This window comes from Flindersiella endophytica (genome assembly GCF_054779015.1).
In genome coordinates this window covers 64,733-83,780 of the sequence record NZ_BAAGYY010000015.1, presented here as the reverse complement: position 1 = coordinate 83,780, position 19,048 = coordinate 64,733, and the positions used below count along the sequence as shown (strand labels likewise).

Annotated in this window: 20 protein-coding genes and 1 pseudogene; 15 read left to right on the top strand and 6 right to left on the bottom strand. The window is 69.8% G+C overall.

The window, feature by feature from the left end:
• Nucleotides 1-150: 150 nt before the first annotated feature.
• On the top strand, nucleotides 151-2,943 hold the full coding sequence (locus tag ACYVF6_RS16000) for a hypothetical protein (RefSeq protein WP_460521868.1): 2,793 nt from the start codon (nucleotides 151-153) through the stop codon (nucleotides 2,941-2,943).
• The gene (locus tag ACYVF6_RS15995) at nucleotides 2,936-3,907 is read left to right on the top strand and encodes a hypothetical protein (RefSeq protein ID WP_460521866.1); all 972 of its coding nucleotides are present in this window, start codon (nucleotides 2,936-2,938) and stop codon (nucleotides 3,905-3,907) included. The genes ACYVF6_RS16000 and ACYVF6_RS15995 overlap by 8 nt, the downstream gene beginning before the upstream one ends.
• Before the next feature lie 308 nt (nucleotides 3,908-4,215).
• Here ACYVF6_RS15995 and ACYVF6_RS15990 read toward each other — a convergent pair whose 3' ends face one another.
• Together ACYVF6_RS15990 and ACYVF6_RS15985 are read right to left on the bottom strand one after the other, a co-directional pair.
• On the bottom strand, nucleotides 4,216-4,878 hold the full coding sequence (locus ACYVF6_RS15990) for an HNH endonuclease family protein (RefSeq protein ID WP_460521864.1): 663 nt from the start codon (nucleotides 4,876-4,878) through the stop codon (nucleotides 4,216-4,218).
• Between the two features lie 701 nt (nucleotides 4,879-5,579).
• Nucleotides 5,580-6,800 carry an MFS transporter gene (locus ACYVF6_RS15985; protein ID WP_460521862.1) on the bottom strand — a complete coding sequence of 407 codons (1,221 nt, stop codon included), beginning with the start codon at nucleotides 6,798-6,800 and terminating at the stop codon, nucleotides 5,580-5,582.
• A 94-nt stretch (nucleotides 6,801-6,894) separates the two neighbouring features.
• Between ACYVF6_RS15985 and ACYVF6_RS15980 the strand changes: the two genes are divergently transcribed.
• A complete protein-coding gene (locus ACYVF6_RS15980) occupies nucleotides 6,895-7,398 on the top strand; it encodes an Lrp/AsnC family transcriptional regulator (RefSeq protein WP_460521860.1) in 504 nt (167 codons plus the stop codon).
• Between the two features lie 6 nt (nucleotides 7,399-7,404).
• Nucleotides 7,405-7,575: pseudogene (locus ACYVF6_RS15975) on the top strand (nucleotidyltransferase domain-containing protein); the annotation flags it as partial.
• A 167-nt stretch (nucleotides 7,576-7,742) separates the two neighbouring features.
• Here ACYVF6_RS15975 and ACYVF6_RS15970 read toward each other — a convergent pair.
• Both ACYVF6_RS15970 and ACYVF6_RS15965 read right to left on the bottom strand, forming a co-directional pair.
• Nucleotides 7,743-8,516, bottom strand: coding sequence for a Rossmann-fold NAD(P)-binding domain-containing protein (locus ACYVF6_RS15970; protein WP_460521858.1), 774 nt, complete (start codon nucleotides 8,514-8,516; stop codon nucleotides 7,743-7,745).
• The gene (locus tag ACYVF6_RS15965; protein ID WP_460521856.1) at nucleotides 8,431-9,885 is read right to left on the bottom strand and encodes an MFS transporter; all 1,455 of its coding nucleotides are present in this window, start codon (nucleotides 9,883-9,885) and stop codon (nucleotides 8,431-8,433) included. Before ACYVF6_RS15965 ends, ACYVF6_RS15970 begins: the two co-directional genes overlap by 86 nt.
• Before the next feature lie 59 nt (nucleotides 9,886-9,944).
• Between ACYVF6_RS15965 and ACYVF6_RS15960 the strand changes: the two genes are divergently transcribed.
• From ACYVF6_RS15960 to sigJ, 5 genes are all read left to right on the top strand, one after another.
• Nucleotides 9,945-10,322, top strand: coding sequence for a MerR family transcriptional regulator (locus ACYVF6_RS15960; RefSeq protein WP_460521854.1), 378 nt, complete (start codon nucleotides 9,945-9,947; stop codon nucleotides 10,320-10,322).
• Nucleotides 10,323-10,380: 58 nt separating this feature from the next.
• Complete coding sequence (locus ACYVF6_RS15955) at nucleotides 10,381-10,755, top strand: ArsR/SmtB family transcription factor (protein ID WP_460521851.1); 375 nt, start codon at nucleotides 10,381-10,383, stop codon at nucleotides 10,753-10,755.
• A 5-nt stretch (nucleotides 10,756-10,760) separates the two neighbouring features.
• Nucleotides 10,761-11,333 carry an SRPBCC family protein gene (locus ACYVF6_RS15950; protein WP_460521849.1) on the top strand — a complete coding sequence of 191 codons (573 nt, stop codon included), beginning with the start codon at nucleotides 10,761-10,763 and terminating at the stop codon, nucleotides 11,331-11,333.
• 262 nt (nucleotides 11,334-11,595) lie between these two features.
• Nucleotides 11,596-12,801 (top strand): NAD(P)/FAD-dependent oxidoreductase, encoded by a 1,206-nt coding sequence (locus ACYVF6_RS15945; RefSeq protein ID WP_460521847.1) that lies wholly within the window; start codon nucleotides 11,596-11,598, stop codon nucleotides 12,799-12,801.
• Nucleotides 12,798-13,703, top strand: coding sequence for a sigma-70 family RNA polymerase sigma factor family protein (gene sigJ, locus ACYVF6_RS15940; protein ID WP_460521845.1), 906 nt, complete (start codon nucleotides 12,798-12,800; stop codon nucleotides 13,701-13,703). The genes ACYVF6_RS15945 and sigJ overlap by 4 nt, the downstream gene beginning before the upstream one ends.
• Here sigJ and ACYVF6_RS15935 read toward each other — a convergent pair.
• Complete coding sequence (locus tag ACYVF6_RS15935; RefSeq protein ID WP_460521843.1) at nucleotides 13,688-14,302, bottom strand: DinB family protein; 615 nt, start codon at nucleotides 14,300-14,302, stop codon at nucleotides 13,688-13,690. The genes sigJ and ACYVF6_RS15935 overlap by 16 nt on opposite strands.
• 156 nt (nucleotides 14,303-14,458) lie before the next feature.
• Between ACYVF6_RS15935 and ACYVF6_RS15930 the strand changes: the two genes are divergently transcribed.
• Genes ACYVF6_RS15930 through ACYVF6_RS15920 form a run of 3 tightly spaced genes read left to right on the top strand, consistent with a single transcriptional unit; the run spans nucleotide 14,459 to nucleotide 16,286 of the window.
• Entirely contained in the window at nucleotides 14,459-14,626 is a 168-nt protein-coding gene (locus ACYVF6_RS15930; protein ID WP_460521841.1) for a hypothetical protein, read from the top strand.
• 32 nt (nucleotides 14,627-14,658) lie between these two features.
• On the top strand, nucleotides 14,659-15,426 hold the full coding sequence (locus ACYVF6_RS15925; RefSeq protein ID WP_460521839.1) for a DUF899 domain-containing protein: 768 nt from the start codon (nucleotides 14,659-14,661) through the stop codon (nucleotides 15,424-15,426).
• Nucleotides 15,423-16,286 carry an alpha/beta fold hydrolase gene (locus ACYVF6_RS15920; RefSeq protein WP_460521837.1) on the top strand — a complete coding sequence of 288 codons (864 nt, stop codon included), beginning with the start codon at nucleotides 15,423-15,425 and terminating at the stop codon, nucleotides 16,284-16,286. The genes ACYVF6_RS15925 and ACYVF6_RS15920 overlap by 4 nt, the downstream gene beginning before the upstream one ends.
• On the opposite strand, the gene ACYVF6_RS15915 is transcribed toward ACYVF6_RS15920, so the two are convergent.
• Nucleotides 16,255-17,163 carry a phosphotransferase family protein gene (locus ACYVF6_RS15915; protein WP_460521835.1) on the bottom strand — a complete coding sequence of 303 codons (909 nt, stop codon included), beginning with the start codon at nucleotides 17,161-17,163 and terminating at the stop codon, nucleotides 16,255-16,257. The two genes, ACYVF6_RS15920 and ACYVF6_RS15915, sit on opposite strands and share 32 nt — an antisense overlap.
• A gap of 36 nt (nucleotides 17,164-17,199) precedes the next feature.
• On the opposite strand from ACYVF6_RS15915, the gene ACYVF6_RS15910 reads away from it, so the two are divergent.
• The 3 genes from ACYVF6_RS15910 (at nucleotide 17,200) to tuf (ending at nucleotide 19,047) form a co-directional block, all read left to right on the top strand.
• Nucleotides 17,200-17,577, top strand: coding sequence for a VOC family protein (locus ACYVF6_RS15910; protein WP_460521833.1), 378 nt, complete (start codon nucleotides 17,200-17,202; stop codon nucleotides 17,575-17,577).
• A 32-nt stretch (nucleotides 17,578-17,609) separates the two neighbouring features.
• A complete protein-coding gene (locus ACYVF6_RS15905) occupies nucleotides 17,610-17,738 on the top strand; it encodes a hypothetical protein (protein WP_460521831.1) in 129 nt (42 codons plus the stop codon).
• Nucleotides 17,739-17,862: 124 nt separating this feature from the next.
• Complete coding sequence (tuf, locus tag ACYVF6_RS15900) at nucleotides 17,863-19,047, top strand: elongation factor Tu (RefSeq protein ID WP_460521829.1); 1,185 nt, start codon at nucleotides 17,863-17,865, stop codon at nucleotides 19,045-19,047.
• Nucleotide 19,048 lies beyond the last annotated feature (1 nt).

Below are 19,048 nucleotides of genomic sequence, written 5' to 3'. Positions count from 1 at the left end.
GACAGTCCGTCACGATTCGTACCGACGCGGTCGCGGAAAGCCTTGCAACCTGTGGTATTCCGTGAGGCGGACCACATCCAGCATGCTTTGGTTACGCTTTCCAGGTCGGGCCGAAGCAGGCACTAGCGAGTGGGGTCAGGTTCTACACACATGCGCATCTTCCGCGTTGTCGCCGGGGTTCTCCTCGTCGTGCTCGGACTCGCAGGAGTCGGCGCCGGCGCGTACGCGGCGTTCGTCTGGATCGGCTCGGACGACGTCATCGCGTCGCGTCCGTTCTCGGTGACCAGCAAAGGGGTGGCGATTGTCGTCCCACCCGATGCGATCACGCAGTATGGCCCCGCGCTGCATCTCACTCTCGCACCGAAGGACGCCAAACGCGGTGTCTTCGTCGGTGTCGGCAACGAGCTCGACGTCAAGAGCTACCTCGACAAGGCAGCCCAGGCCAAGGTCGACTCGGTCGACTTCCCCAACCCGGTCAAGATCACCGAGGTCGCGGGTGAGAAGACCTCGGTGTCCGAGCCGGGTGGGCGCGACTTCTGGACCACGCAGGTGGGTGGCAAGGGCACGCAGGAGTTCGTGTTCAAGCTGCCGGACAAGAAGTACACGCTCGTGGTGATGGCTGCTGACGGCAAGGCGGGGATCGATCTGACGGCCACGATGGGCGTGGAGTTCACGGGCGCGTACCGCATGGCGTTGATCGTGTTCGGGATCGGCATCGTGGCGCTGATCGGCGGTGTCGTACTCCTGCTGGTCGGGCGCAAGCGCCGGCCGCGAATCGACGACGATGACACGGTTTTGTGGGAGGGCAAGGACCTCTGGGACCGCAGCGAGTTCTGGAGCGAGTCGCCTCGGGACGATGGCAAGCCGGGGCCTGGGGGACCGGGGCCGGGGCCGCAGCCGGGTGGTGGTGGACCGGGCGACTGGCACAGCGCACCGGGTCGCGAGGAGCCGGCGCCGTGGGCACAGGCCGGTGGCGGGCCGCAGGGCGGGCACCAGGGGATGCCGCAAGGCATGCCGCAGGGGATGCCCCAGGGCATGGCGCAGCACGGAGGTGGGCCGCAGGGACCGCCGCCGCAGCAGGGTGGTTTCCCGGGTGGCCCTGGACAAGGGCCGGGACCGGGACCGCAGGGCCCTGGCGCGCTGCCGGACTTCCGGCCGGGCGCTGGTGCTGGCGCCGGGCAGCAGCCTGGTCAGCCTGGCCCACAGGGACCGTCGCAGGGCATGGGTCCGGCAGACTTCGGCCTGGCCGCGGGCGGTGGGTTCGCGGCAGGTGGGCTGGCTTCGGAGTTCGGCCAGCCCGGACAGCCAGGACCCGCCGGCGAAGGTACGGGCCAGCCGCCACCGTGGGTCTCGCACGGTCAGCAGGACCGGGGAACCGAGCCGCCGCAGGAGCCGTGGCAGTCGCACGGACAACTCGGGCAGCAGGGCGGCGGTGCCGCCGCTGAGCCTCCGCCGTGGATGTCGCATGGCCGGCAGCAGGATGGTGGCGCGGGCGCCGAGCAGCCGCCGTGGGTGTCGCATGGCCGGCAGCAGGAGCAGCAGCCGCCGCAGGAGCAGCCGTGGCAGTCGCACGGACAGCTCGGGCAGCAGGGCGGAATGGCTGAGCCGCCGCCGTGGCAGTCGCACGGTCAGCAGCAGCCCTCAGCTCCGCCGGGGGAGCAGCCGTGGCAGTCGCATGGGCAGCAGCAGCCGCCGCAGGAGCAGCCGTGGCAGTCGCACGGACAACTCGGGCAGCAGGGCGGAATGGCTGAGCCGCCGCCGTGGCAGTCGCATGGGCAGCAGCAACCGCCGCAGGAGCAGCCGTGGCAGTCGCACGGACAACTCGGGCAGCAGGGCGGAATGGCTGAGCCGCCGCCGTGGCAGTCGCATGGGCAGCAGCAACCGCCGCAGGGGCAGGCGCCACAGCAGCCCGAGCCGTACAACTTCCGCGACGAGCCGACCCAGATCTGGGAGCCGAACGCCGGCGGCCAGCAGTTCAGCCTGCCCGGCCAGACGGCCGAGCCATGGCAGGACCAGGCACCTCCGCCCGGTCCGCCGCCGCAGCAGTGGCAGTCCCATGGCCAGCAGGAGCAGCCGCCGCAGCAGCAAGAGCCTCCGTGGCAATCGCACGGCCAGCAGCAGCCGGGTCCCCAGCAGGAGCAGCCATGGCAGTCGCATGGTCAGCAGGAGCAGCTGCCACCGCAGCAGGACCAGGGGTGGATGCCCGGCGGCCAGGGCGCGCCGCCGCCGTACGCTCAGCCGGGTCCGCAGGGTTTTGAGCAGCAGCAGTTCCAGCAGCCGCCGTTCGACCCATACGGCCAGCAGCCACAGCAGCCGCAGCAGTTCGACCCGTACGGTCAGCCTGGCCCGCCGGCGTTCGATCCGTACGGCCAGCCGGGGCAGCCCGGGCAGCAGCCACCGCAGCCGCCGGCGCAGTACAGCCACTCCAGCGACCAGCCGTTCCTCGGCCAGGTCGGCGACCCAGACCCCGTACCTTCGGAGGGTCGGCTGGGCGACCGGCGCGGTGAGTGGGAGCCCGACTGGGATGCGCTGTACCGGCCGTCCGCTCCGCCGCCGGTGGAGCCGCCGTACTCCGGGCCGGCGACGCCCGGCGCGCAGCCGCCGCAGCCGGACCCGCAGCAGGCGCCGCCGGCGTACTTCGACAACCCGGAGCCCAACTTCGACCGTCCCGCGGGTGGTCCGCCCTGGCGTCCCGCCGGTGGACCCGGCGAGCCGCCGCCCGGCCAACCGGGGCAGTCCGGCGACGTACCCGGTGGGCCTGCCGGTCCGCCAGGGCAGCCGGGCCCGCAGGCGCCTGGCGCACCAGGAGCGCAGGGCGCAGGCTTCGGGATGGCGGAGGAGTTCGACGAGCCGCCGCCGTGGCTGCCCGGTCCGATCGGGCCGGTGATCACACCACCGAACCAGGGGAACCAGGATCCACAGGGAGGAGACGAGCGTGCGTAACGGGGGAGCGCGGTTGCTGGCAGCAGCCGCCGCGGTCACGTCTGTCCTGGCCGCGTCGGCCTGCGTCGCGATGCCGGCCGAGCGGACCGGTGCCGCCGACCCTTGGAAGCCGCCGTCGCCGGAGAAGTTCCTCACCAAGTTCGAGTCGACCAGCAACCAGGCGTCCGATGCGCGTGACCTGAGGCTGATCCAGTCCGTCGAGTCCGGGCCGTTACTGAAGTCCACGCTGGCGGCGTACCGGATCGCCCGCAAGAACGATCCGGACGGCGCGCAGAAGGCCGAGCCGGTGCAGCGTGAGGGCACGAAGTCGTACATGCCGAAGTTCGACAACTATCCGCTGTGGTTCATCGACCAGGCGACCGTCAGCTCCGGCACGGTCTACGGCCTCACGCTGCGAGTCGGCGCGGGCGACGACTGGAAGAAGCTGGTCGAGGTCTACGCCGACTCCGACGCCTCGATCCCCGAGATCGCCGAGCCCGCCACCCCGGTCACCACAGCCGACAAGGACAAGTTCGCCCGCGACGCGACAGCCATCCCGCGGGCGTACGCCGGCTGGGCCCAGAACGGCCTGAAGGGCCTGCAGGCCGGCGCGTTCGCACCGCATCCGGGTACGACCGACGTGCTGACCAAGCTCGACAACCAGGCCAAGGCGGCCAAGCAGCAGAAGTCGAGCTACAAGCGCACGGTGGCCCCGGGCGTCGCCCGTATGCTCGCCACCAAGGACGGCGGGGCGCTGGTGCTGTTCAGCATGGAGGAGAAGGTCGAAGAGGCCCCGGCGGCCGGCAAGAAGCTCGCGCTGGACGAAGATCTGCAGGGCTACACCGGCACCAAGGACGCGTCCGGCTTCGTGAAAGCGTCCTACGTCTGGCAGGTCGCCGCCCACGTACCGGCAAAGGGCCAGAACGAGGACAACGTCACGATCCTCGGCGTATCCCGCACGCTCGGCACCGCCGAAGTCGGCTGAGCACTCAGCCCGCGATGGCGCGGCCTCCGGGACATCGGCCTTGGCCTCGCCAGCTCACTTTGGCGGACTGACCGCTGCGCGATGGTCGCTCGCGATGGCTGCGGGGGCGGGTGGCGTTCGTCGGCTGCGGTGCGGCGGCGTCTCCGCTAGCGGCGGTCTCGCGCATGATCGGCACTCGATGCCTGATCGCCATGGCTGGGGCGGCCGCAGTGGTCGGTTGTGGCGCGGGGCCGGCCGCACCCGCACGGGCGGCGTGCTTCAGTGGGGTCGAGGCACGGCGCTCTTGCGGGTGCGGCGATCCACCGCCGTCAGCAGGTGCCGAGCAGCTCTTGCAGAGCCGCCTTCTCCGCTTCGTCGACCGTCAGCCCGTAGACCGACTTGACCCAGATCCACTCGCGGCCGTAGACGCACCAGACTTCCTGGTTCGCCGGCTTCCACTCGGCAGGGTCGTTGTCGCTCTTGCTCTGGTTGCTGGAGCCGGACACGGCGATCAGCTGGGAGTGGGTGAGGTCGTTGGCGAACTCCTCGCGCCGGTCCTGCGTCCACCCGCTCGCGCCCGAGTGCCAGGCCTCGGACAGGGCGACGATGTGGTCGATCTGGATGTCGTCCGCGGACGAGACCCAGGTGGCGTCGTAGACGGAGTACCAGCTGCCGGACACCGAGCGACACTCGTCGTCGGTTTGGACGTCGGTGCCGTCGCGCTTCAGCACGACCTCACGCGTGTTGCAGGTGCCTTCCTGCGTGATCCAGTGCGGGAACTTCTCCCGGTCGTACCCGTCGTTCGAACCCTCCGCCGCCACGGTCAGCCCGTTGAGCAGCTCCGCGGCCTCGGTCGCCGACGGCGGGTCCGGTGGATAGGCGAGCGCCGCGGGCTGTCCAAGTCCGACGGCGACGGCGGCCGCGGTGACGAAGGTCGTGACGATTGTCGATGCGCGCAACGCGCGAGAACGGAGCGCCTGTCGTACGGACATGGCACATACCTCGCTTTATCGGTCGGTCCCCCCGACACCTCCAGGGTTACTGGCGCGTAGTGAATGCGGGGTTACGCCAAGCCGTCATGGCCGGATTCGGACGACATCTGGCAGGAAGGTGTCGGCGCTCAGATCACCAACCTGCCAACGATTGCTTGCTTCCGGATCGGCCGGGCACACAAAGGGTCCCGGTGTCCTTGACCTGAGTAAGGACACCGGGACCCTTCGAGATCTATCGGACCTTGGTGCTCGGGCGGCGAGTGTCGAGCCGGTTGGCGAGCTTGATCAGCCCATTGCCGGTGGAACGGATGGACCGCGCAGCCCAACGGTTCGTGGGGCGTACGTAGTCGAACGTCCGGACACGCCGATCCAGCGGTTGGCCAGTCGGTGTGCGGTTGGTGTAGTCATCCACGAAGTTGTAGTGAATAGGCCACATGAAGAGCTCCGAGTTCCCCTTCCTGGGGTTTGCAGGATGGATTGAGATGGAGGTGACGTTCGACGTCCGCGTCGCTCGTCCGTGCACGAGAGGTTTAACTCCCGAGGGTGGCGAACGGATTCCCGGTTCTGCCTGTTTTTCAGGATCCGCCCCGAACGTTTGGCCTTTGTTTCCAAATCGCTTCGAGTTCGTTGAATTTTTTGAGGCAAGCGCTTACTGACAGCAACCGCCCCCGAGGCAGGTCCGCGGATCAGGCGCGAAGCCGTCAGGCCGGTTTCCTGCCCAGCAGGAAGATGACGGGCACGATCGCGATCAGCCCGGCGACGGCGGCGAGGAAGCCGTAGTCGCCGATGGCCAGCAGCCGGCCCGACGCGAGGCTCGCGACGGCCGACACGGCCCAGACTGTGGCATCGATTCCACCCTGCAGCCTCGTACGCTGGTCGGCCGGCAGGTCGCGGCTCAGCAGGCTCGATCCGCCAACGAAACAGAGGTTCCAGCCGTACCCCAGCAGGAACAGCGCGATCGACAGCAGCGGCCCGCTCGCGTCGGTCGGTGCGAGGATCGCGACCACCGACGAGCACACCAGCGTGCCCATGCCGAGCGCGATCGTCGTCGAGCCGCCGAAGCGGTCGGCAAGCCGGCCGGACAGGGGTGACAACGCGAACATGCCGATCATGTGCGCCGACAGCACGCCACCCACGACCGCGAGGCCCTGCCCGTGCGCATGCAGGTGCACCGGCGTCATCGTCATGACGGCGACCATCGCGACCTGGCCGCAGACCATCGCCGTCAACGCCAGCCGGACCGGCCGCAACCTCAACCAGGTACGGATGCCGGCCCGGTCCACGCCCGTCGCCGGCGCCCGACCGGTGCCACGCGGCAACAACGCGGCCGCACCACAGGCCAGCCCGCAGAAGCCGACGGCGAGGATGAACGTTCCCGCCAGCTCGGGCAGCCCGGCCGATCGCGCGCCCGTGGCCGCCGGCGCGATCAGGCTCGGCCCGAGGATCGCGCCGACCGTTCCGGCCCACACCAGCGCCGACAGCGCCGTCGCCCGCTTGTCCGACGGGTAGAACTCCGCGCCGGCGTACCGCGCCAGCTGCGCACCGCCGTTGCCGATCCCGATCAGCACCATGCCGAGCAGGAGTACGGGGAACAGCCCGGCCAGCACGCCGGTCACGGCCGCGAGCGCACCGGCGACCGCGGAGGCGAAGCCCGTCATCAGGCCGAACCGGCGGCCGTGGGTCGCCATCAACCGCGACAACAACAGGGCACCGCACGCGTTTCCCGCGATGCCGAACGTGGCGGAGATGCCGCTCCACGCAGCCCCCACCGCGTCCGACGCGATCAGCGTTCCGACGGTGCTCGTACCTGACATGGAGACAGCTGTCGCCGCGACGCTGACGAACAGCGCGCCCATCGCGCGGCGGCGGGCGGCCGGCGCGTAGGTCGCTGGATCAGTGGATGTGGTCCGCACAGTTTGCACGGAGTCGATGGTATGGACGTAAAGTCCAATCGGGAATGGCGAACGCGGCGACTCCTCGCGGTTCGGCCGGGCTGACGAAAGGTCTCGAGGGCTGATGGGCTTGCAATCGGAAAGGCCGCTGGACAGCGTTGACTGGAGCATCCTCCGCGAGCTGCAGGCCGACGCCCGGCTGTCCTACAACGAGCTCGGCCGCCGCGTGAACCTCTCCTCGCCGGCGGTGGCGGAGAGGGTACGCAAGCTGGAGGAGGCGGGCGTCATCAGCGGCTACCACGCCCGCGTCGACCCGTCTCGGGCCGGCTATCCGCTGAGCGCCTTCGTCGAGATGCGCTGCACCTACGGCCAGTGCCTGCTGCAGACCACCAGGGCCGAGGACTTTCCGGAGATCATCGAGATCCACAAGCTGACGGGCGACCGCTGCTCGATGCTCCGCGTCCGCGTGACGTCGACGCAACATCTCGAGGCGCTGCTCGAACGCCTGGACGCCCACGGCCAGGCGCGCTCCTCGCTGGTCCTGTCGACCCAGTTCGCCAACCGCCCGGTCGTCGAGCCACCGCCCGGCGACTCCGATCCGCCGGTCCGGTCCAGCGGCTGGTCCTGACCGGAGATGCTCGATCGCGAAGCCGCCGAGCGCGTGGCCGCGGAGTTCGCCGCGAAGGGGATCGCCCGGATGCCGGGCGAGGTCGTCGCGGTCGTCCTGATCGGGTCCCTCGGCGCCGGTGACTACGTGCCCGGTCGCAGCGACATCGACACGGCCGTGATCCTGGCCGACCCGGCCGGCGAGCATGCACCAAGCAGGCTCGAACGCCTGGCGGCCGCATACGTCAGCCGCTACTCCATCCCGATCCGGCTCGGGCAGTTGGATGACGTGCGTGACCTGGTCGAGCAGGGCAACTCACGCGTGGCTGCCTGGGCGTTCTCCGATTCGCGGGCGCGACGTCCGGCTCAGGAGGCGTCGGCGGCCGGCGGGCCGAGCATCAGGCCGCCTGTGGCGTCCAGCAGTTGCCCGGTGATCCAGCGCGCGTCGTCCGAGGCGAGGAACGCGACCACGTCCGCGACGTCCGCGGGTTTGCCGATCCGGCGTAAGGCCGTGTGCGCTTCGATCAGGCCGCGCGCCGCCGGGTCGTCCAGCGCTCCGGTGAGCGCGTCGGTCTCGGTGACGCCGGGCACGACCGTGTTGACGGTGATGCCGCGCGCCCCCAGCCGTTGCGCGAGGTCGTGGCTCAGCGCGTTCAGGGCGCTCCTGGTCATCGAGTACGCCGAAAGTCCGGTCGCGATCCGCGTGGTCGACGAGGAGACGTTGATGATCCGGCCACCGTCGTGCAGCACGTCCAGGGCACGCTGCACGATGAAGAACGGCGCGCGCACGTTCACCGCGAAGATCCGGTCGAACTCCTTCGGCGTGGTGTGCTCGATCGGCCCGCCGGCGAGGACCGCGGCGTTGTTGACGAGGATGTCGAGCCGCCGTCCGGAGAGCCCGTCGTCGAGGCCGTCGAAGAGCAGGTCGATGTCGCCGTCGATGCCGAGCTCGGCGCGCACGGAGAACGCCTGGCCGCCGGCCGCCTGGATCGCGGACACGGTTTCCCGGGCCGCGCGGACGCTGCTGGAGTAGTGCACGGCGACCAGTGCGCCGTCAGCAGCCAGCCGCGTCGCGATCGCCCGGCCGATTCCCCGCGATCCCCCGGTCACCAGCGCCGTCTTGCCGGCCAGCCGCGCCATTTCGCTCCCTCGTCCCACGTCCACGCTTCGTGCGTACGAGATGCAGACCAGCGGGCGGACCGAAACTCATCGCGAGCGCACCGGCCGATGCCGCGAGCGTCGTGACCAGGAAGGCGGCATGGAAGCTCGGGTAGCCCGGGCGTTCGCCGAGGACGATCGTGAGTACGGCGACGGTCAGTGCACCCGACACGTACTGCGCGGTGGTCAGCAGCGCGCCGGCCGTGCCCTGCTGCGCCGGCGGGACGTCGTGCGTACCGATGACGAACATCGACGTGTAGATGACCCCGTGCCCGAAGCCGCTGAGCAGGATGCCCGGCAGCAGGTCGATGACGTAGGAGTCGCCGCGCAACGTGAGCGTGAGCCACAGCAGGCCGGTCGTGGCGATGGTGAACCCGGCGACGAGTACGAGCCGCGGGCTGAGCCGGCGGATCGCGCGGCCGGCGGTCGTGCTGCCCGCAGTGACCAGCAGCGCGAGCGGCAGGAACGCCAGCCCGGCGAGCAGCGGCGGATAGCCCTTCCGCGTCTGCAGGAGCAGGGTGAGCAGGTAGAACTCCGAGCCGACACTGGCCATGTACAGCGCGGTCGCGACGGCTCCGGCCCGCAGCGACCGGATGCCGCGCAGGACCGGCTCGATCAGGACGTCCGCCGAGGTGCGTTCGTGGCGTACGAACCAGAGGCCGAGCGCGACCGCCGCGCCGACGCAGCCGAGCGTCGCGGGTGAGCGCCAGCCGGCGTCGGCGGCGAGGGTCAGGCCGAGGACGAGCACGAGTACGGTCGCGGTTCCGAGCGCCGCCGCGCGCAGCGGCATCCGTCCGGCCGGCGGAGCAGCGGACGCCGGCCGGATCCAGAGCACCGCGCCGAGGGCGCAGAGCGCGGTCAGCGGCACGTTGAGCATGAACGTGAGCCGCCATGACGCCGTGGTGAGTACTCCACCGAGGATGGCGCCAGCGGCCAGGCCGGCCGCACCTACCGAACCCCACATCGCCACCGCGCGGGCGCGCGCCGGCCCCGCCGGGAATGTCGTACCGATCAGGCCCAGCACGGCAGGCTGCAGCAGCGCCGCGCCCAGGCCCTGCCCACCACGCGCGGCGAGCAGCAACCCGCCGTTGCCGGCCAGGCCGCCGAGCGCGCTGGCCAGCCCGAACCAGGTGATCGCGACGACGAACAGCCGCTTCGGGCCGACGCGGTCGGTCAGCCGGCCTCCGACAGCGAGGAAGCCGGCGAACAGCACGGCGTACGCGCTCACCACCCACTGCGCGAGCTCCGGCCGCAACCCGAGATCGGCGGCGATGCTCGGCAGCGCGATGTAGATGATCGAGTAGTCGAGCGCGATCAGGAACTGCGCGATCGAGAGCAGCGCCAATGTCATGCGGGCATACTCGAACGTTGACACTTGTGTGAAGCGCAAGCTCGGAAGGGGTTTCGTTCGTGCGGATCGGGGAGCTGGCGAAGCGGACGAACACGCCACCGCGGCTGCTGCGCTACTACGAGGAACAGGGCCTGCTCGAGCCCGAACGCGGCGCCAACGGCTATCGCGACTATCCCGAGCAGGTCGTCGAGCGCGTCACCCAGATCCGCGGCCTGCTCGAGTCCGGCCTGCCGACGAAGATCATCAAGCAGGTCCTGCCGTGCCTCGACGACCCGGCCGCCATCCACGTGCAGGGCGCGCGGCCGGAGCTGATCGCGGAGCTCGAGACCTATCGCGACCAGATGGACGCCCGGATCCGCTGCCTGGCCAAAAACCGCGACGCGATCAACGCCTACCTCGACGCTGTACAGGAGCTGGCAGGGCGCGGAGAGACGTAGCGTTCTCAGATCGCGTTAGTCTTGACTTATATAAGTTCGCACTGTTATCTTTGTTGGCATGCACGCGCTCGACGTACTCGGTGATCCGGTCCGCCGCCGGATCCTCGAGCTGCTGGCCGAGGGGGAGCTGGCGGCCGGGGAGGTCGGCGCGGTCGTGCAGCAGGAGTTCGGCATCAGTCAGCCGGCTGTTTCCCAGCACCTGAAAGTCCTGCGCGACAACGGTTTCGCGCGCGTACGGGTCGACGGAGCTCGCCGGCTCTACGCCGTCGATCCCGAGCCGCTGCGGCAGGCCGACGAATGGCTGGACCACTTCCGGCGGTTCTGGACACCACACCTCGACGCGCTGGCCACCGAGCTCGCCCGCGGCAAGCGCGAGCGGCGCCGGGCCCCAGGGCGTAGTCCCGCCAAACCACCAACCACAGAAGGAACCTGATCGTTGTGACCGACAACTTCGACGCGATCGGCAACACCGAACGCCAGCTCCACGACCACGAGAGCGGTCTCAAGACCGTGCTGATCCGCCGTGCGTACAACGCCGGGCCCGAAGACGTCTGGGACGCGCTCACCGACCCCGACCGGCTCGTCCGGTGGTTCCTGCCGATCGCCGGCGACCTGCGCGTCGGTGGCCGCTACAGCCTGGAAGGCAACGCCAGCGGTCAGATCGTCCGCTGCGACCCACCCCACGAGATCGGGTTGACCTGGGAGATCGGCGGCGGCAGCTCCGACGTCATCGTGCGCCTGACCGCCAAGGGCGAGCAGACCGTGCTCGAGCTCGAGCACTCGCCGATCCCGCAGGAAGTCATCCCCAATCCCGCGCCCGGCCACTGGGGCCTCGGCTCCGGCTGGGAGATGGGCTTCATCGCGCTCGGCAGCTACCTCGCCGGAGAGATGCCCGAGGGCCGCGCGATCGACGCGCTCGCCAGGACGACGCCGGAGAAGCTGGCCGAGCTCGGCGAGTTGTCGACGCGGATCTCGGAGGCGTGGGTGGCGGTTATCGCGCGGGAGGCGTGAGGTTGGCCTTTCTCCTGGGCGTGTCCCAGGGAGCCTCTGCCGCCTCAATCGCTTCGCTGACGGTGGTCGGGCTGCGCCTGGCCACCGTCCACCGCCGCCGCCAATCCACCGGCCACTTGGCCTGCGTCGCTACCTCCACCACGCACACCCTCTGTCGGCCGGCACCACGGTCGGTCCTCGTCGGGCTCGTCCGGGGTGGCGGGTGGTGGGTGAGGCGCGTCACGTCGTGTCACGGAGTCGGGTGCTGTGGTGTCCCGAGGGCATGACTGAGCCCAGGAATGAGCCCAAGAAAAGGTCCAGCAAGGTTGTCGTCATCGGTGGTGGTTACGCCGGGACGCTCGCCGCCAATCATCTGCGGATGTCTCCTGACGTCGACATTACGTTGGTCAACTCGCGGCCGGAGTTCGTCGAGCGGGTGCGGTTGCACCAGTTCGTGGCCGGCACGGCCGACCCGACAGTCGGGTACGACACGCTGCTCGGCGATGGCGTCCGGCTGGTTGTCGACAACGCCACGCGGATCGACGCCGCCGCCCGCGAGGTCCACTTGGAGAAGGGCCGCGCGCTTGGCTACGACTACGTCATCTACGCCGTCGGCAGCACTGGTGCTGCGCCGGCTGCTGTGCCCGGCGCGTCGGAGGAGGCCTTCTCGATCGCCGAGTACGAGGATGCGCAGCGCCTGCGCGCCAGGCTGGCCGGGCAGCCTCCGGATGCGCCGGTCACCGTCGTCGGTGGTGGGCTGTCCGGTGTCGAGACGGCCGCCGAGCTGGCCGAGCAGGGCCGCCGGGTGACCCTGCTCGGTGGCGGCGCCCTGGTGCCCACCTTCAGTACGTCCGGCCGTCGAGCGATCGCCCGATGGCTGGCCCGGCACGATGTAATGGTGCGAGAGACGGCAAGGGTTTCCGAGGTCCGCGCGGACGCGGTGGTCCTCGCCGGCGGCGAGGCGCTCCCGAGCGCGCTTACCATCTGGGCCACCGGGTTCGGCGTGCCGAAGCTGGCGGCCGCGAGCGGCCTGCGTACCGACGAGCTCGGCCGGCTCCTCACCGACGAGACGCTGACCAGCATCGACGACGCCCGTATCGTCGCGGCCGGTGATGCCGCCGCACCGTCGGGCCGGCCGTTGCGGATGAGCTGCTACGCCGCCGGACCACTCGGAGCTCAGGCCGCCAACACCGTCCTGAGCCGGATCGAGGGGACCGGGCCGGCGGTAATCAACCTGAGGTTCTCAGGAGCATGCGTCAGCCTCGGCCGGCACGCTGCCGTGCGACAACTAGCCCGTCAGGACGACACCGCGGTGAACGTCTTCGTCGGCGGCCGCCTGGGAGCTGTGATCAAGGAGAAGACCTGCCGGCTCGGGGTCTCGAGGATCCGCCGCGAGGCCCGCGAGCCGGGGTCCTACACCTGGATCAAGGGCGGCGACCGGGTCCGGGCGCAGCCCGTCCCCGCCGCGCAGGAAGCCGTCGGCCGATGACCACCGACGAGCATGCCGAACGGTTCACGCTGCTGCGCCCGCTGCTGTTCACGATCGTGTACGAGATCCTCGGCTCGGCTACCGAGTCCGACGACGTACTCCAGGACAGCTACCTGCGATGGGCAGCCGTGGACCTCGCGACCGTACGCGACACCAAGTCATATCTCGCGAAGCTGGTGACCCGGCAGGCGCTGAACGCCCTGCGCGCGGGCGCACGCAGGCGCGAGGAGTACGTCGGCTCCTGGCTGCCCGAGCCGCTGTTGCTCGAGCGATCCCTGCTCGAGGGCGACGCGTCGGCCGACGTGCTGCTCGCCGAGTCGGTCTCGATGGCGATGCTGATCCTGCTCGAGACGCTGACTCCGGACGAGCGCGCGGTGTTCGTGCTACGTGAGGTGTTCGGCTTCGACTACGACGAGATCGCCTCGGCCGTCGGCAAGCACGCGGCGACCGTCCGCCAGGTGGCCCACCGCGCCCGCGCGCACGTACAGGCGAGGCGGAAGCGGTTCGCTCCTGTCGACGCGGAGCGAAGCGCACGGGTCACCGAACAGTTCATGACCGCGGCGACGACCGGTGACCTGGACGGGCTGCTCACGTTGCTCGCACCGGACGTCAGGTGGACGGCCGACAGCGGCGGCAAGGTCACGGCGACCCGCCGGCCGCTGGTGGGCGCGGACCGAGTGGCGGCGTTCGTGGTGAGCGTGTTCCGTGGCGGGCTGACGGCGGACCGGCGGGTGGAGCTGGTCAACTGCAACAGCACACCCGCGCTGGTCTCCTACCGCGGCGATCGGGTGGAGGGTGTCTTCCTGATCGAGATCGTGGGGGAGCAGATCACCAACTTCTACGCGATCCGCAACCCGGACAAGCTGCTGGCGGTGACGGTTCCGCGTCAGATCAGCCGGTAGGACCCGGCGTTCGGGTCGCGGCCGAGGTGGGCGACCAGCCAGTCGCTCGGGCCGCCGGCACAGACCGGCACCCGTTCGGCGAACCGGCGGTCGGAGCGGTCCTCGCCCGAGACGAGCAGCGGGCAGACGACCAGCAGGTCGAGCGCCAGTTCCTCGGGAATCGGCGTGCGCCGACCGCTGGCGCGGTAGACGTCCCAGCCGTGCACCGCGATCTCCACGGCGCCGGTCATCGACACCAGGTCGACGGTCAGCTGATGTCCGCCGATCCCGACGGGTTGCTCGCCGGATCCGGTGCCGTCGTGCGCGCCTTCCGCTGCGGTCAGCGCGCCGAGCAGGCGGCAGGCCTGGTACCGGAACAACACGGTCGGATCGGCCCGCCCGTCGCCCGGTGGCGGTCCGCATGGCGTGGCCGGCGCCGCGACCTCCCGCCCGTCGACTGCTTCGTACAGGGCGGCCAGTGAGTCGTTGAGATGGTCCAGCAGCGCGCGCAGGTCCCAGCCGGAGCAGGGCGTGCCGCGCGTGAGCAGGTCCGGTGTGATCGTGTCGATTGCTCCGTACGCGTAGTTGATCGCGCGTTCCAGCAGTTCGGCGCCGCTCATGGGTCCCTCCTCCCGGGGTAGTCGATGTACGACGGTCACCAGTACTGACCCGCGCCGACACCGAAAGCCATCGGCGGATACCTGCGAAGATCGCGATGAGTTCCGGCCGGACGCCAGGTCTGTACCTCTAGAGCGAGAGATTTCGAAGGAGAGCACGTGCCGGACAACACCACGCTGCCCGCACCGTCGATCGCGATGTTCGGGCTGAACGAGCCCGCAGGGCACGCCGGCCTGTTCGGCCCGATCGTCGAAGTCGATGTCAATACGTTCCTGCTCGACCGGGCGGTCGTCCTGACCGGCCGCTCGTCGTCGTGGCAGGCATAACAGACATAACAGAGCAGAAGGAGTTCGAAGAGATGAGTCTTCCGAATGTCGTGTCCCGCGACGAGTGGCTGGCCGCGCGCAAAGCCCTGCTGGAGAAGGAGAAAGCCGCCACCAGGGCACGCGACGCACTCAACACCGAGCGCCGCGAGCTCCCGATGGTCAAGCTCGACAAGGACTACGTCTTCGAAGGACCGGACGGAGAGCTGAGCCTGCTCGACCTGTTCGACGGCCGCCGCCAGCTGATGATCTACCACTTCATGTGGCTCTACGACAAGGACATGGGCTGCCCGAGCTGCTCCGGCTTCGCGTCCGAGGTCTCGGAGGCGCACCTGCAGTTCCTGCGCGAGCGCGACACGACGTTCGCGTTCGTCTCGCGTGGGAAGATCGACAGCATCCAGGCGTTCAACGCCAGGATGGGCTGGCCGGTGCCGTGGTACTCCTCGCACGGCAGCGACTTCAACGTCGACTTCGGCGTGACGTTCGACGAGTCCGTGCGCCCGCTGGAGTACAACTACCGTACGAAGGACGAGTGGACGCAGGCCGGCTGGAACCTCGGCGAGTGGGAGCAGCCGTTCGACCTGCACGGCCTCAGCTGCTTCCTGCGGGCCGGCGATGACGTCTTCCACACCTACTCCACCTACGGCCGCGGCGCCGAGATGGTCGGCGGGCCGCACTACTTCCTGGACCTGACCGCGCTCGGGCGGCAGGAAGCCTGGGAGGAGCCCAAGGGCCGCTCCACCGCCGACGCCCCATCGGCCGGGGACGAGAGGATCGTCTACCCGGACGAGTCGGCGACATGACGACCGGCGAGCAACTGTTCCGCATCAACGGCGTCCAGCTGTGCGCGCAGGCGTTCGGTGACCCCGCCGACGCCGCGATCCTGCTGGTGCACGGCATGGGCGCCTCGATGCTGTGGTGGGAGGACGAGCTCTGCGAACGGCTGGCGGCCGGCGGGCGGTACGTCGTCCGCTACGACCACCGCGACACCGGGCGGTCGGTGAGCTATCCGCCGGGCAAGCCGGGCTACAACGGCCACGACCTGGTCGCCGACGCCATCGGCGTCCTCGACGCGTTCGGCATCGAGCAGGCCCACTTCGCCGGTGTGTCGATGGGCAGTGGTCTCTCGATGACCGCGGCGGTCGACTATCCCCGCCGGATCGCGTCCCTCACGCTGATGTCCACCACTTCGGGCGACGCCGGCCTGCCGCCTCCGACGGAGGAGTTCCTCAACCACTACAAGGAGCTCAGCCCGCCGGACTGGTCGGACCGGGAGGCGGTGATCGGTTATCTGGTGGAGGAGTACCGCGTGTGCGCCGGAGGTTCTCCGCACTTCTCCGAGCCGGACGTCCGCGCGCTCGTGGAACGCGATGTCGAACGTACGACGAACATCCAGTCCGCCGCCACGAACCACGGCGTCCTGCCGGACGACGGTGAGGAGTCGCCGTTGCACCGGCTGGACGAGCTCACGATGCCGACGCTCGTGGTGCAGGGCGAGTGCGACCCGATGTTCCCGCCGCCGAACGGGCAGGCGCTGGCCGACCGGATCCCCGGTGCGCGGTTGGTGACGCTGGAGAACAGCGGGCACGTCTTCTTCCGGCCGGTGTGGGACGTGCTCGTGGCCGAGGTGCTCAAGCAGACAGCAGGTCCAGGTCGCGGATGATGGAGGCACGGTAGGTGTCGAACCAGTCGCCACCGTTGCGGAACTCATCCCGCAGCGTCGTCGTCATCCGCACGATCCGGTAGCCCGCCAGCGTTTCCTCGATCGTGGGGGTGAGGGCGAGCCCGTAGCCTTCGAGCAGGAGGTCGAGCTCGGTCTTGCCCACAAGGGAGAACCGGGCGATGTCGTAGAGCGGGTCGCCGGCCAGCGTGTCGCCCCAGTCGATGATCCCGGTGAGCTGTCCGTCCCTTGCGACTGTGCCTTCCTGGAGCCGACCCCAGACCCCGAAGATGTGCGGCGGCTTGAGATCGCCGTGCAGCAGGACGCCGGCCTTGTCGTACGCGATCAGGCCGGCGTGCGCGGTGAGCGCTCCGTCGATCCGGGCCGCGAGCTCGCCGGTGATGACGTTCGCGGTGGCCAGCTCGCCCAGGCAGCCCTGCGCCTCGCCGGTGAATCCGGTCCAGGCGTCGTACGGCGGCTGCTTGCGGAAGCCGTAGCCGTCCAACGTGATGGAGTGCACCGCCCGCAGGTGCTCGCCGACCGTGGTCAGCACGGGATGTGGTGGTCCCGCGCCCAGCTCGGACCCAGCCAGGCGGCGGGTGAGCAGGAACGGCAGCGGCAGCGTGCCGGGCTCGGACTCGAGCGCGACCACCTCGGGAACGGGAACACCGAGCTCGCGCACCCGATCACACGCCCACGCCTCGGCCACGAGCTCGCCGGGGTGGCCGGCCGCCTTGAGTACGAAGTCGCCGGATGCGGCCGTGTGCAGCATGAAGTCCTGGTTGCCGACGTAACCCGCCAGCCGCTCCACACCGACCACGCGGTCGCCGAGGACCCCGCTCAGCGCGGCAGCCACGAGCATGTCGGTCAGCTCTTCCACCTGCGGGATCTCCCATCGAACCGATAGCTTTACGCCATGACACTCCCGGGCCGGCTGAGCGGAGTCGCGCTGGAATGCCCTGAACCGCTGGCCCTCGCACAGTTCTACAGCAGCCTGACCGGACTGCCCATCGTCTACTCGAGTGCCGACTGGTGCTCGATCGGCGAGTCCGAGGAGGCGGCGTTCCACCTGTCGTTCCAGCGAGCGCCTGGGTACCAGCCGCCGGTATGGCCCGACGAAGCGTCGTCGATGCAGTTCCATCTGCATGTGCGGGTCACCGACCTGGACGCCGCCGAAGCAGCCGCTCACGCGCTCGGGGCCACCAGCTTCGAGCAGCAGCCGAGCCCGGACGGCCACCGCGTGCTCGCCGATCCCGCCGGACATCCGTTCTGCCTCTGCAAAGCCAAGTCGTAAAAGCCAGTTGCGCGGCTTCGTATCCTTGAGTCATGTTCCTGGCCGCCGGCATGTGTGCGCTCGCAGAGCTTGATCTGCTGAGCGCCCTTCCGGCTGCCCTCGCCGGCGCAAAGGCATTCTCCGCCACCGCATTCGCAGCGGTCGACGGCGCGCGAAGCTGACCCCTCTCCGCACCGAACCTCCGCCTGAGAACCAGCGGAGTGGGGTAGCAGATCTGATCACGAGGTTCTCACGCCATCCCACAGCCCCCACCCAAACCACCCTTCCGCGTGAGGAATTCGCAGCATGGCCAAGCAGCTGTATGCCCGCACCAAGCCACACCTCAACATCGGCACGATGGGTCACGTCGACCACGGCAAGACCACGTTGACGGCGGCGATCACCAAGGTGCTCGCCGACCGGGGACTGGCGCGCGCCGTACCGTTCGACAACATCGACAAGAGCCCGGAGGAGCGCGACCGCGGCATCACGATCAACATCACCCACGTCCACTACGAGACCGCCACCCGGCACTACGCGCACGTCGACATGCCGGGCCACGCCGACTACGTGAAGAACATGATCACGGGCGCGGCCCAGATCGACGGTGCGGTGCTGGTGGTCTCGGCGGTCGACGGTGCGATGCCGCAGACGCGTGAGCACATCGTGCTCGCCCGCCAGGTCGGTGTGCGCCACATCGTCGTCGCGCTCAACAAGGCGGACGCGGTGGACGACCCGGAGCTGCTCGACCTCGTCGAGCTGGAGGTCCGTGAGCTCCTGACGGAGTACGGCTTCCCCGGCGACGAGCTGCCGATCGTCCGCGTGTCCGGGCTCAGGGCGCTGGAGGGCGACCCGTACTGGACGGCGCGGATCGGCGACCTGCTGGACGCGATCGACGCGTACGTGCCGATCCCGGCGCGCGTGCTCGACCAGCCGTTCCTGCTGCCGATCGAGAACGTGCTGACCATCACCGGACGCGGCACGGTCGTGACCGGCGTCACCAGCCAGGGCTCGGTCCGCGTCGGCGACACGGTGGAGGTCGTCGGGCTGGGCGAGGCGACGTTGACCAGCGTCGTGACCGGGCTGGAGACGTTCGGGCAGGCGATGGACCACGCCGAGGCCGGCGACAACACCGCGATGCTCCTGCGCGGCGTGAAGCGCGACCAGGTGCGGCGCGGTCAGGTGGTCAGCGCGCCCGGCTCGATCCGGCCGCACACGCGGTTCGGGGCCCGGGTGCGGGTGCTGACCGCGGCGGAGGGCGGCCGTAGCAAGCCGTTCTTCCACGGGTACCAGCCGGTGTTCCACTTCCGTACGACGGACGTGGTCGGCACGATCCTGCTGACCGAGGGCGAGATGGCGATGCCGGGCGACCTGGTGGACCTGACCGTCGAGGTCGGCAAGCCGATCGCCATGACCGAGGGTCTCGGCTTCGCGATCCGCGAAGGCGGCCGTACGGTCGGCGCGGGCACCGTGACCGACCTGCTCGACTGAG